This is a genomic window from Faecalicatena contorta, from assembly GCF_021531995.1.
Lineage (GTDB): Bacteria > Bacillota > Clostridia > Lachnospirales > Lachnospiraceae > Dorea_A > Dorea_A contorta_A.
This window is the reverse complement of record NZ_JAFBIZ010000088.1, coordinates 1-13202: the sequence shown is the minus strand read 5'-3', so window position 1 is coordinate 13202 and position 13202 is coordinate 1. Positions and strand designations below refer to the sequence as shown.

Sequence of the window (13202 nt, the reverse complement as noted above, 5' to 3'; positions counted from 1 at the left end):
TTATTATACTATACTATATTCATTAATACACATTCTATTGTTTTGTTTTATCTTTTGAAATCTGATATTTCACCGCTTCATTTCAAAGCAGGAATCAAACATTTTCTAACTGATATGATCTGAAAGGAGGATCTTCCTATGTCCAACCGATTAAAAGAACATTTTCCCCTGATTCGTGACCGTAAGGAAATACTGTCCGAAATCCATACATCTCCCAATCTTTCCGCTACTTTCTACAGTTGGGAAGATAAGTATCAGAATGATTTTCTGGATTACTGCACTGGAATTCGGGGAATAAAACTGCTCTATGACTCTTTTTTTAAAGAGCTGTTCAACCCTGATACGGTACCGGAGCGATTGGAAAAACTTCTTTCACTGATCCTGGGATTCCAGGTTACAATTCTAAAAGTTCTTCCTTCAGATTCCTCCCGGATCGCCGCAGAATGCACACTCCTTGTTCTGGACATCGTTGTTGAACTGGAAGATGGCAGCATCGCCAATGTTGAAATGCAAAAAATCGGTTATGCCTTTCCCGGCCAGCGCAGCGCCTGCTATTCGTCTGATCTTCTTCTTCGACAGTACAAACGTGTGAAAGGAGAAAAAGGGAAAAAGTTTAGTTATAAGGATATAAAAAAAGTCTACACCATTGTATTTTTTGAAAAGAGCACTCCCGAATTTCACAAGTTTCCAGACACCTATCTTCATCATATGAAACAACACTCCGACACAGGTCTTCGTCTGAATCTCCTGCAAGAATACGTTTTTATCGCCCTTGACATCTTCAGACAAACACTGGATAATAAAAACAAAGAAATCACAGACGAACTTGAGGCATGGCTTACTTTTCTGTGTATTGATGAACCGGACACTATCCTGAAACTGATTCAATCCTATCCGGAATTCGAGCATCTATACCTGGAAATATACAGGCTGTGTCTGAATCTGGAAAGGATGATGGAGATGTTTTCCAAAGAATTAGCAAAGTTAGATAAAAACACTGTACAGTATATGATTGACGAGATGCAGGACACCATCGATGCACAAAACCAAACCATTGACTCTCAAAACCAAACCATTGACTCTCAAAACCAAACGATCCACAAACTGCAGAATACTCTGGAAGAACAAAGCAAGCTCCTTCTTGCTTTGAAGAAGGAGCTTGGCGATCAAAAAAGTCACAAGTAATTCATTCGTACCGGTTTTAGCTATACCAGGATCTTATCCAGCCATGAAAGCGCAAGATCTGGCCACTGCATAGCAGACGCATCTGCATGCTGTTTTTCCTGCGTCCAGCCATTCATGGATGCCTTCGTCCACTCTGCAGAAAACTCTCTGAGCGTCTCAGCTTTCGCTGCTCTGCGATACATCTCCGGAACACGATCCGGGGACTGTGTATTGAGCATCTTCAGCGTCTGCCACTGCTGCATCATAGTATATATGCTGTCTTTTCCAAGACGATTCGCTGCCCAGTCTTCGTCAGCAAGGCTCATCCCATGTCTTCCTTCCATAAAAAGATGTAATTCACAGGGAATTCCCGCATCACTGCAAGCTTTTGCATACAAAATACTGTTTTCCACAGGAACGGTCTCATCCGTCATGGTCTGCCACAGAAATGCCGGAGGTGTATCCGGCTTCACCTGCTTTTCAAGACTTGCCCAGATCAGCTCCTCCTCAGAAGCGCCCGTTCCAAACAGACGCTCAAAGCTGCCCAGGTGAGCCTTCCCTCCACTGGTAATTACCGGATAGCACAAAAGTGTCGCATCCGGACGATTGGATACTTCCGAATCCGGTTCTTCTTCTAACAATATGTCCTCATAATGAACAGCAAGACTTCCCACCAGATGTGCCCCTGCCGAGAATCCGCAGCATGCGATCCGATCCTTTTGCAGATTCATCTTCGCCGCATGTTTCCGAACATACCGAACCGCTCTGGAAATATCACGAAGCGGCAGTGTCCTAAGCGGCTCAAGCTGAAATGTGTTCGTTGAATATGTCAGTACAAATGCCTGATATCCTGCTTCGTAAAATCTCTTTGCAACAATTTCTCCTTCCGTCGGGCTAACAATCGAATATCCTCCACCCGGAACTACAATTATCGCCGGATGGGTCTGTTCATCTTCATGCAGATACGCCTCGATATTCGGAAGAAAATCACCTGCAAAAGGATACTGATATTCTCCTTTTTCCCATAATTCTATCTTTTCTCTTTTCATGCCTTTTTTCGCTCCTTTTATGATTCGTTGTTCCTATGCCTTTCTCTTAGATTGCCTGCTCTGAAGTCCAGCTTTGAATCAGTCTGGTCAAGTCTTTTCCACTTTTTATTTCTATATCCGCCAGACTCTTCTCATCCGGGCAGCTCCGGTTCCTGTGATTGAACCAGATCGTGTGCCATCCGGCATTGTGTGCTCCCACTACATCGTTCTCATAGGAATCCCCGATGTACCATGTCTCCTCCGCAGGAAGCTCAAGCTGTTCCTGGATCTTCAGGAATGCTCGCACATCCGGTTTATGATGTCCGATCTCTCCGGAGATAAACATTCTGTCTTCTTGAAACCACTGTTCCAGACCAAGAACCGATAATTTTCTTCCCTGATTTTTTCGATTTCCATTCGTGAGAAGTGCTATCGGCGTCTGCTTTTCCCTGCAGATATCCAGAATCTCCTTCATAAAATCAAACAGTTCGATCCTGGTCTGATAAGATCGGTATTCCTGTTCAAAGTCCGCACTTTCTTCCCTGGTAATCGTAAATCCCGCATCTTCACAAGTCAGCTTCATTCTCTGATAAAATGCATCTTCCGAACGAATCTCTCCTGCTTTTTCCTTTTCCAGTATAATGTCTGAAAACACTCTTGACCTGCTAAAAAGTGCTTCACAGACCACATCCGTTTTATCTGCCAGAACCTTCTCAAACGCTTTTTGAAATGGCCACATCAAGTCATACATCGTATCATCCACATCGAATATCAGATTCATCTTTTTTTACCTCCGAAGAAATTTTTCATCTTATCAGCTGTCTTTATTATACTCTATTATCCTGAAAAAGCACTGATTCTTGGGCAAGAATTTATGACACAATAAAATCCCCCTATAATGCCAGATAACAATCTATGCAAAGGGGGATAAAAAGATAATGAACGTATAGAAAAACTTTAGAAGAATCGTACAGGCACCTGTCTCTTCTTTAAGTTCTCATTGCGCCATCAACAGACAGGATTTCTCCCGTGATATAGCTTGCCATATCACTTGCCAAAAACAGGAATGCATTGGCGATGTCTTCTGCTTCACCAACACGTCGAAGAGGGATCGCGTTGATCAACGGCTGAATCATCTGCTCCGGAAGTGCTGCCACCATATCGGTCTTCGTAATTCCGGGTGCTACTGCATTGACACGGATATGGCTTGGCCCCAGTTCTCTGGCAAGAGACCATGTAAGTCCGTTCACTGCTGATTTACTGGTCGGATATGCAACTCCACTTGGCTGTCCACAGATGCTTACCATAGAGCTGGTATTCAGAATCACGCCACCGCCCTGTTCTTTCATGATCTTAACAACCGGCATAACACCATTCATGATGGCATTTACGTTCAGCTGCATGATCTTCGCAAATTTTTCCGAAGTATAGTCATCAATCTTCGTACTGTCAGAGATACCGGCATTGTTTACCAGAATATCGATTCTTCCGTATTTCTCTTTAATGGATTCGATCTCTTTGGCTACTGCATCTGCATCACCAAGATCCGGCCATGCTCCGGACACTTCCCACTCCGGATTCTCTTCTTTCAACGAGGCCAGTGCTTTATCTACAGTCTCCTGACGAGATCCAAACAGCACAACTTTTGCTCCATTCCCCAGAAATTTTTGCACAGTTGCGTAACCTATTCCACGAGTTCCGCCGGTAATTACTGCTACTTTTCCTTTTAGCATCATAAGTTCTCCTTTCTGTTAACTCAGATATTCTTTTTAATTATGTATACTATACTATTTCCGGCACATTATTTCCATAACTTTGTTAATTTATTTTCAAATTATGATATCTTTTTATCAAAACTCACTACACAATGGCTCTGAGCGTTCCGTTTTTCAGCAGCCATGCCTCTCCGCAGACGGTTTCTTTTCCATCTATGCACATCAGATAACTTCCATCCGGAAGAACCAGGAACTCTTTACCCATACTGTCCGGATAGGTAATATCTTCATACAGTCTTTTACCATCCAGCATACTGTCCTTTACCATCTGATAATGTGGCAGGATCATCGTTTTTGTAAGATCAAGTCCTCTCAGATAGCGCTGATACTCCGGATCTTCCGACTCTCCGGGGAGCTCGGGCTGAGCATACACAACGTCCGCACTGTTCATTGTGCCTGCACTGATTCCGATAATAATTCCATTAAAATCCTGTATTTTTTCCCGCAGACCGATCTGGCAGAAGAATGTATTCTGCGTCGGGACATGACCTCCACCAAGAAAGATCACGTCATAAGAATGAAGTACTTCCTCTGAAAAATCTGTCGTTCTTGCATCCCACAGATCAAAACAACTGATCGAAAGCCCTGATTTTTCTACTGCATCTGCGAAAAAAGAAGTCATCTCATCATTCTCCGGATAACCTTCCGGAGAAGCGGTGATCATCAGACATCTGGATTTTTCTTTCCAGTACTTCTTCAGGTTCACTACAAATCCGTTTATTTCATCCAGACCATCCACCGGTCTGCTTCCATCCAGCGGTCCCGTCGGACTGCTGGTCAGAAATACTGCTGCCATATATACCTCCTGTTCATCCCATCTACCCGATCTTGTCCAGAACTTCTTCCAGATCCAGCGTCAATGTTCCATCCTCCAGTTTAAAGCACGGAATTCCAACCTTTCCCTGTTCCTTCACAGCATCAAAGATAGCTTCCGTATCCCGCAGTTTGAGAAAGCGCTTCAGGTTCTGCATGTTATTGGAAAATTCCAGATAGACATAATCTGCCTTTCTCTCATCCAGTTTCTGAATTGCCTCCACACAATCCGGGCAGGCGTTGGTTCCGTATACAATCAGTTTCATTCTTATCTTCTCCTTTCTGCATCGTTGTATAGATGAGGTTATTATACCAGACTTCCGTCTTCTTTGCATGCAATATGCCTTGCAACATAGACCCCGCTGGCCGATGCATGCGAAAGAGAATGTGTCACTCCGCTTCCGTCGCCGATAAAATAAAGTCCCGGATATCTGCTTTCCAGATTCTCATCTACGGACACTTCCATATTATAGAACTTTACTTCCACGCCATATAACAATGTATCATCATTGGCCGTTCCGGGTGCGATCTTATCCAACGCATAGATCATCTCTATAATACCGTCCAGGATTCGTTTCGGCAAAACAAGGCTTAAGTCTCCCGGTGTTGCGTCCAGTGTCGGCGTTACCAGCCCTTCCTCGATTCTGGATGTCGTACTACGTCTTCCGCGAACCAGATCTCCGAACCGCTGCACGATGATGCCTCCTCCCAGCATATTGGACAGTCGTGCAATACTTTCCCCGTATCCATTACTGTCCTTAAACGGCTCAGAGAAATGCTTTGCAACCAGCAGCGCAAAATTCGTATTATCCGTCTTCTTATCTTCTCCTTCATAACTGTGTCCGTTCACCGTCACGATACCGTTGGTATTTTCATTTACAACGACACCTCTCGGATTCATGCAGAATGTTCGTACATTGTCCTCAAACTGTCTGGTCCGATAGACAATCTTGCTTTCATAGAGTTCATCCGTCAGATCCGAAAAGATCACTGCAGGAAGCTCCACACGGACTCCAATATCCACCCGGTTCGACAGTGTCGGAATCTCCAGGCTGCGGCACACGGACTCCATCCATTTACTTCCGCTTCTTCCTGCAGAAACGATACAGTAATCTCCTTCATACTGCTCCTGTTTCGCACAGATCCGAAACCGCCCGTCTTCCAGACTTTCCAACGTCTGCACCGGTGTATCAAAGTAAAAATCAACCTGTTTTTCCAGTGTCGCATAGAGATTCTCCAGTACCACATAATTGATATCGGTTCCCAGATGACGCACAGAGGCCTCCAGAAGATGCAGCCCATTCTGCATACAGATCTTCTTGAATCCGGAGCCGGCGGTCGAATACAGCTTCGTTCCTTCTCCTCCGTACTGCAGATTGATCTTATCCACATATTCCATCAGTTCAATTGCACTTTTCTTACCGATATGCCTGTACAGCGTTCCGCCAAAATCATTGGTAATGTTATATTTCCCATCGGAAAATGCTCCCGCACCCCCGAATCCACTCATAATAGAACAGGTTTTACAGTGAATACAGCTCTTTACCTTCTCCCCGTCAATGGGACATTTTCTTCCGGGCAGACTATGTCCCGCCTCAAACACTGCCACCGAAAGTCCCTGCTTTTTCTTCGTCAGCTCATAAGCTGCAAAGATCCCTCCCGGACCGGCTCCGATAATTATGACATCATATTTCTTCATACTGATTCCCTTTCCTTTCACTTTCTATCATGCATTCCTTTACTGAAAATATACTGCAAACCGCAAAACAAGTGTTCTGAGGGCAAAAAAATACCCCGGACAGTTGCGATAATCTCAGGATCATAGACAACTATTCAAGGTAGTTGGTAGAAACGCCTGACCAGATTACAGGCTTATACAATCTTCATTTATTATATATGCACCTGCATCCTGTGTCAATTCAAAATGACGCCACTGTTCCTGAAGAATTATCGTTTCTCTACATAGCTCCCCTCATGGGTCAGCAGCGCAATTTTATTCCGTATCCCTCCGCCGTAACCGGTCAGACTTCCGTCGGTGCCGATCACGCGGTGGCAGGGAATGATGATACAGATGGGATTCCATCCCACAGCACCGCCAACGGCCTGTGCAGACATCCTCTGCAATCCCCTGCTTTTTGCAATCTTATTTGCAATCTCTCCATAGGTCATAGTCTGTCCATATGGAATCATGTTCATAATCTCTATGACTTCCTGCCGAAATGGCGTAATATTATGGATCCGGATCGGCGGAACTTTCAGTAGATCCTTTCCGAAAAAATACTGATCCAGCCATTGCTCTGTCTCCAGAAACACCGGAAGTTCCTTTTCCTCGCAGTTTATCACATATTTGTCAGCGTCCTCTGATCCTTCAAACCACAGTCCGGTCAGATACTCCCCGTCACTGCACATAATCATGTCATCCATGTGCCCCGGGGTCTGATATTTCCACTGAAACAGTGCTGTTCCAGCTTCTTTTTCATAGAATATTTTCACGTTATATCACCTCATTGATCTGAATCGTAATTTTTGTTCCTGTATCTTTCTGACTCTTCAGCTGAAATGACAGCCTTTCCCCAAACATCAGATGCAGCCTCTTATAACAATTATATAAGCCCACATGCTCTGTCTGCTCCGGTGCCGTTCCATACAGGCGCCGCACAAGAACCTGTAGTTCCTCTGGAGCGATCCCCACGCCATTATCTTCTATCACGATCTTATCTCCAGAATCTCGCCTCCGGCAGCTGAGCATCAGTTTCCCGCCTCCGGCTTTGCATAAAAGACCATGCTCAATCGAATTTTCCACCAGCGGCTGAAGAGAGAAGAACGGGATATATCGGTCCTTCAATGCTTCATCACAGGTAATCTCATACCGGATCCGATCTCCGAACCGAATATTCTGGATAGCCAGATAATTACGAATATAATCCAGTTCCTGCCGTAACGTCACCGAGCTTTTCAGATCGGCAAGACTGTAACGCATCATCTGGGCAAATGAATTTAGCATCTCTTCTGCAGTATCATACTCTTTTAACGAAAGCAGCCGGGAGACCGAATTAATGACGTTAAATATAAAATGTGGCGTTACCTGTTTCTGCAGTGCATCCAGCTGTGCCAGATTCAATTGCTTTTCCAGTTCAATCCTTCTGTTTTCCGCTTTCAGTAATTCTTCTGTCCGTCGCGCAAGCTTCTCCTGCATCTGCGTATAGGCAACACTCTGAATGATGTAATTGGTAATTGTTGACAGAGCCGTTGTTGCCGCCTCGATCTGCCGACAATCCATAACAATAATATCCTGATAATCTGCTGCCAGCACCGGATCTTTCAGCCAGTTCAGTTCCGATGCAATCTCATCCTTCGGATAAGAATTTTCTTCTGAACAAAGAACCTGACCCGCAGTAATTGCACCGACACATTTCCCTTCAAAGACCAGCGGAATCTCAATATTTACCAAACCCGCATGACAGATATAGATGCACGGCTTCTTCGTCTCCATTGCAATCTCTATTGCATGCTTATTAGACATGGCACAATAATGTGCTCCCTCTTCTGTTTCATTAATCCTATCACAGAATCTGCAGAAATTTCCTCCCGGACCAATATGCTTTCCTTCCGCGTCTGTAAATACCACTCCAAATCCGGTCGCAAGAGAAAAGGAGGACTGTATTTCATCCTGAAACGTTTCTGTAATAATATCTCTCAGATTTAATGTGTGCATCTCTCTCCTCCCCTACAAATGATGCCGGAACTCCAGCGGAGACATTCCAGTCTGCTGCCGAAACACCCTGTTAAAGTGGGAAACATTCGAAAATCCACTGTTTACAGCGACTTCCTGAATAGATAACTCACTGTTTTTCAGCAAATATCTTGCATGTTCAATCCTTCTTATTGTAATATAATTTTTAATCGTAAGACCTGTTGTCTGATGAAACAGTTTGGAAAGATAAGAAGGGCTGAAATGTACAAGAGCAGCAAGTTCCTCCAAAGTCAGCGCTGTCTGAAACTTTTCATTGATATAAATCATAATCTGATCAACAGCATCATTGGAAGCCCCACTCTGTTTATATGCATATCGTTCTGTATATTCGGAAGATCCGGATACATTGCGCCTTTCGTTTTTCATACAGTTGTCGATCGTCTGAAGAATCTTCTCTTCTTTTGCCGGTTTTAAAAGATATGCATCCAGATTATATTCGATTGCTCGTCTTGCAAATTCGAACTCCGCATAAGCTGTATTCAAAAGAATCAGGATCTCCGGAAACTTCTTCTTAATCTGATAAGCAGACTCAAGCCCATTCATCAGGGGCATATTAATGTCCATGATAATAATATCCGGTCTCATCTGGCCGGCCAGTTCAATAATTTCTTTTCCATTACGGGCTTCGCCTACCAACTGGTATTCTGAGCGATGCTTCTCAAAAAGATTGGCCAGATAACGACGTTCAATTTCTTCATCATCTGCAATTAGTACTTTTCGCATGCTTCCTCTCCTTTCCTGATACTCTTCCTTCCCTGTCACTCACCATATAACACTTGCAATTCAATTGTACAATTTTTAACACTGGATGTATAAAGTATACTTGACATAGCACAAAAAATGCAAACATATCATCAAAAAATGCAAAATAAGATTCTATTTTACGTTATGATTTGCGATAATTATTGTCTATTTATCGAATTGTGGAATCAATATTTTTCTTATGTTAATATGTTTTCACAATGAAAAGGAGGATTTGAATCATGAGAGTAAATGACAGACATGTATCTTTTTATTATGAAAATGATACTGACATGGGTGAGATCGTAATTGACAAGGCCAAAACTGCATTGTTAGTAATTGATATGCAGCATGTATTTATTACAAGACCTTCTTACGACAATCCGACAGAGGAACAAAAAAAAGAAGCCGAAAGATGGGAACCTTTCTACAGCAAGATTGATGAGGTCGTTGTCCCAAACAATGCAAGATTATTAAAGGCATTCCGCGAAAAAGGCATGGAAGTCTGCTTTGCCAAGATTCAGTGCCAGAAAAAATGCGGAAGCGACCGTTCACTGGATCAGAAAGCGACCGGATATAATGAACTTCTCCTTCCTCCGGGAACGCCAAGTGCGGAGATCGTTCCTGAACTTGCACCGCTGGAGGACGAGATTGTTGTTACAAAAACAACCGACAGTGCACTTACCGGTACCGCACTTCGTCTGTGGCTTCACAATATGGGAATCGATACCGTCGTATGTACAGGTGTACTGACCGATCAGTGTGTATCCGGTACCGTCAGAAGTCTGGCTGACGAAAGCTTCAAGGTATGGCTCATCGAAGATGCCTGCATGGCATCCACACAGAAGATTCAGGACAACGAACTGGAGATTCTGAATAATATCTATTGTCATGTCATCAATACAGATGAATTGTTAGCAGCTTTGGAATAAGATACATAAGAAAGAGGTGGTATTATGGCAGAACAAAAATTAAAAAGAAACCTGAGTTTTATATCTATGATTGCACTGGCATCCGGAGCCGTAATCGGAGGCTGGCTGGCAGAAGCTCCTTACTGGTTCTCCGTAACCGGTGCCGGAGCAGCATTGATCTTCCCGATCCTTGCAATTCTTTTGATCCCGGTAGGTCTTACATTTGCTGAATTGACAGCAATGCTCCCGTTTGCATCATCTGTAGACATCTGGACAACCAGTGCATTTGGACATAAGACCGGATTCGCTGCACAGTGGATGATGTTCCTGGTACAGGTAGTAGAACCGCCGATGATGGCATTCATCTTTATTACGGCATTTGGCTACTTTATCCCGATTCCACAGAATATGCAGATCTGGATTGCTATCGCGATTGTTGTATTATGGTATATCATGTCTAACTTTAATGTAGGCATCACAGGAATGCTTGCCAACATCTTCTTCTTTACAATGATCATCATGTCTCTGATCGTAAGCTGCACGCTTCTGTTCAGCGGACACTGGTCAGCAGGAAACCTGACAGCCAACGGTGGATTCTTCCCACAGGGATTCAAGGGAATCTTCGTAGCAATGGCCGTCTTTTCTCTGAAATTCATTGGATTTGAAATGACACCAACCATGATTGAAGAAACCAACTTCCCGGTATCCAAGATGTGGAAGGTCATTCTGTCCGCATTATTCGTTCCGGCCCTTCTGTACTTCATTGTTGTAATCGCCATCGGCGGAATGGGATCCTGGGATATCGTTGCTGCAATGAACATGCCGGAACCGGAATTCGTTGCAATGTATTCCCTGCCGAAAATAGTTGCCATCATGGCAATCGTTGCCGGAATTCTTCATGCGACGACTACACTTATGGGATTCTGGACTTCTTCCGCAAGAGTTCTTTATGGAGCAGCCCAGTTAAACCAGCTTCCAAAAGCATTTGCTAAACTCAATAAAAAAGGACAGCCGGTCGTTGCTAACTTCGTTGTTCTTGCATTTACCATATTCTTCTGCATCTTCAGTGGAGACAACTGGGTACAATATATCTACGCAGTTTCCTGTATCGCAGCCGGACTTGTTTACTTTGTCTGCTGCCTGGATGCACTGGTGCTTCGTAAGAAACATCCGGATTGGAAACGTCCTTACAAAGTTCCCGGTGGAACTATCATATTCATTCTTGGAATGCTGATCTCCGTCTGGGTTATCATTGGATCCTGTCTGGAGCTTGCAATCGGAGGATATATCTCTCTGATTATCTACTGTCTGCTCGGTGTGGCAATGTATATGGTTATGGGACAATACCGCAAAAAAGATCCAAAAGAACATGCACTTATTACATTAACACCTGACGATATTGATAAGGGATATTAAAATTCCAACATCTCCCTCTACAGAACACGGGAGTGCCGCAAATGCGACACTCCCGTGTGGTATCTGAGATCTCATTTTCCTGCCACATATTCACATGGCTGTTTCCAATCACAAACTCGATATCTTGTTTCCTGATGGATTTTACTTCAATTATTTGCATGTATAAATTCCTTTTGGTAATTTTCGATGGTAATTTACGATAATCACCGCCCCGCTTGCTCTGTTCACCCCCCGCTTACTCTGATCAACCGCCCCTTTACTCTGCCCCCTGCAATTCAAATATCAGAATCCGTTCCCTGTCATCATTTCCCGGGAACAGATCCCTGCAGTCAATCTCATCCAAAAACAGGAATTCATCTATCATCATGAGATACGAAACATATTCATCTGAAGGATAATAAAAAAACATCTGAATCTCTCTTGGTGATATATAATACGATTCCAGAATCCGCCGAATTACCTTCTGCAATATCTCCAGAGAAAAGGGATTGAAAAAATAGATACGATTCACGCTTCCCGGGATCTCGTAATTCTCTGCATTCGCCAGATCAAACACAACTCTTCCTCCCGATACACCGGAGCGTTGATTGGCAGCCGCTTTTTCCCAGATTCGTTCATCATATTCAATTCCGACAGACTGACATCTGGTCTGATAAGCCAAAAAAAGATCTACGCGTCCTTTTCCACAGCCATAGTCCAGCAGTTTATCTCCTTTTCGGATATATCCGGTATTCGCCAGGCGTTCCAGTACCGGATACGGCGTCGGTTCGTAGGGATATCGATACTGATCCGCGTGTGAATCGTCTCTTCCCGTCGTCTTTATCTGCAAAAGCCTGTCCCATTTTTCTTCATTCATGGTTGCATTTCCTTTCCTCGAACGCTTCTATAAAAATATCTGCCTTACTCCTGCAGGCAAAAAAGCCTCTGCCTTACTCCTGCAGATAAGAAAAACCTCTGCCTTATTCCTGCAAATGAGCGAGCAGGAAACGCCCGTTCTCCTTAAGCCACCGGTTCCATTTCCAGTAATCCGGATATACACGCAGTACTTCCTGGTAAAATTGTTTCGAATGATTCATCTCTTTTCTGTGGCACAGTTCATGCACCACTACACTGTCTATCACCTCCGGAGGTGTCAGCATCAGCAGACAGTTAAAATTCAGATTTCCCTTGCTGCTGCAGCTTCCCCATCTGGTCTTCTGGTTTCGGATTGTAATCCTTCCATACGTAACGCCAACTTTCGGTGCATAATAAGCGACTCTTTCCGGAATTACCTCCACTGCCTGATCTGCAAGCTTCTGAATCTCCTGCCTCGTCAGCTTTCTGACCTCCCGGCGTTCTTTTGCTCTCTCCCTGGTCATCTCCTGATGTTTTAATATCCACGCTCTGTGTTTCTGCACAAATTCCCGGATCTCTGATTCTGACAGCCTCCCCGGAGCCCGGACGATCACCTGTCCGTCCGGCTTTACCTCCAGTCCGATCGTCTTTCTGTCAGAACGAATGATTGTATATTCTATATCTTTCTCTGAGTTTTTCTCTATATTTTTCCTCATATTCTGTCTGATTCTCTTCTTTCTGTTAACATCATTGACACATATATGAT

At 43.9% G+C, this 13202-nt stretch carries 14 protein-coding genes and 1 riboswitch; of the genes, 3 read left to right on the top strand and 11 right to left on the bottom strand.

All coding sequences use genetic code 11. The annotated features are described in order from the left end of the window. Positions 1–138: 138 nt before the first annotated feature. Positions 139–1185: an Rpn family recombination-promoting nuclease/putative transposase gene (locus JQM82_RS11435; RefSeq protein WP_235250461.1), complete on the top strand. Its 1047-nt coding sequence runs from the start codon at positions 139–141 to the stop codon at positions 1183–1185. Between the two features lie 20 nt (positions 1186–1205). Here JQM82_RS11435 and JQM82_RS11430 read toward each other — a convergent pair whose 3' ends face one another. The 9 genes from JQM82_RS11430 to JQM82_RS11390 all read right to left on the bottom strand — a co-directional run bounded on the left by JQM82_RS11430 (position 1206) and on the right by JQM82_RS11390 (position 9257). After that, positions 1206–2213 carry an alpha/beta hydrolase gene (locus tag JQM82_RS11430; RefSeq protein WP_235250460.1) on the bottom strand — a complete coding sequence of 336 codons (1008 nt, stop codon included), beginning with the start codon at positions 2211–2213 and terminating at the stop codon, positions 1206–1208. A 46-nt stretch (positions 2214–2259) separates the two neighbouring features. Continuing rightward, the gene (locus JQM82_RS11425) at positions 2260–2973 is read right to left on the bottom strand and encodes an HAD family hydrolase (RefSeq protein ID WP_235250459.1); all 714 of its coding nucleotides are present in this window, start codon (positions 2971–2973) and stop codon (positions 2260–2262) included. A 208-nt stretch (positions 2974–3181) separates the two neighbouring features. Continuing rightward, positions 3182–3928 carry an SDR family NAD(P)-dependent oxidoreductase gene (locus JQM82_RS11420; RefSeq protein ID WP_331472889.1) on the bottom strand — a complete coding sequence of 249 codons (747 nt, stop codon included), beginning with the start codon at positions 3926–3928 and terminating at the stop codon, positions 3182–3184. Between the two features lie 124 nt (positions 3929–4052). Then, entirely contained in the window at positions 4053–4763 is a 711-nt protein-coding gene (locus JQM82_RS11415; protein ID WP_235250458.1) for a Type 1 glutamine amidotransferase-like domain-containing protein, read from the bottom strand. Positions 4764–4785: 22 nt separating this feature from the next. Further along, the gene (locus JQM82_RS11410) at positions 4786–5046 is read right to left on the bottom strand and encodes a glutaredoxin domain-containing protein (RefSeq protein WP_235250456.1); all 261 of its coding nucleotides are present in this window, start codon (positions 5044–5046) and stop codon (positions 4786–4788) included. A gap of 41 nt (positions 5047–5087) precedes the next feature. Then, a complete protein-coding gene (locus tag JQM82_RS11405; RefSeq protein WP_235250455.1) occupies positions 5088–6479 on the bottom strand; it encodes an NAD(P)/FAD-dependent oxidoreductase in 1392 nt (463 codons plus the stop codon). A gap of 103 nt (positions 6480–6582) precedes the next feature. Then, positions 6583–6680, bottom strand: a riboswitch (purine riboswitch). Positions 6681–6727: 47 nt separating this feature from the next. After that, positions 6728–7204, bottom strand: coding sequence for a methylated-DNA--[protein]-cysteine S-methyltransferase (locus JQM82_RS11400; protein ID WP_334302963.1), 477 nt, complete (start codon positions 7202–7204; stop codon positions 6728–6730). A 70-nt stretch (positions 7205–7274) separates the two neighbouring features. Continuing rightward, a complete protein-coding gene (locus JQM82_RS11395; protein ID WP_235250454.1) occupies positions 7275–8495 on the bottom strand; it encodes a PocR ligand-binding domain-containing protein in 1221 nt (406 codons plus the stop codon). Positions 8496–8507: 12 nt separating this feature from the next. Beyond that, positions 8508–9257 carry a response regulator transcription factor gene (locus JQM82_RS11390; RefSeq protein ID WP_235250453.1) on the bottom strand — a complete coding sequence of 250 codons (750 nt, stop codon included), beginning with the start codon at positions 9255–9257 and terminating at the stop codon, positions 8508–8510. 260 nt (positions 9258–9517) lie between these two features. Here JQM82_RS11390 and JQM82_RS11385 point away from each other — a divergent pair, with 260 nt between their 5' ends. Both JQM82_RS11385 and JQM82_RS11380 read left to right on the top strand, forming a co-directional pair. After that, complete coding sequence (locus JQM82_RS11385) at positions 9518–10207, top strand: cysteine hydrolase family protein (protein ID WP_235250452.1); 690 nt, start codon at positions 9518–9520, stop codon at positions 10205–10207. A 24-nt stretch (positions 10208–10231) separates the two neighbouring features. Then, positions 10232–11602, top strand: a complete 1371-nt coding sequence (locus JQM82_RS11380) for an APC family permease (protein ID WP_235250451.1) — start codon at positions 10232–10234, stop codon at positions 11600–11602. Positions 11603–11858: 256 nt separating this feature from the next. On the opposite strand, the gene JQM82_RS11375 is transcribed toward JQM82_RS11380, so the two are convergent. Both JQM82_RS11375 and JQM82_RS11370 read right to left on the bottom strand, forming a co-directional pair. After that, complete coding sequence (locus JQM82_RS11375) at positions 11859–12458, bottom strand: SAM-dependent methyltransferase (protein ID WP_235250450.1); 600 nt, start codon at positions 12456–12458, stop codon at positions 11859–11861. Positions 12459–12561: 103 nt separating this feature from the next. Further along, a complete protein-coding gene (locus JQM82_RS11370) occupies positions 12562–13152 on the bottom strand; it encodes a M48 family metallopeptidase (protein ID WP_235250462.1) in 591 nt (196 codons plus the stop codon). Positions 13153–13202 lie beyond the last annotated feature (50 nt).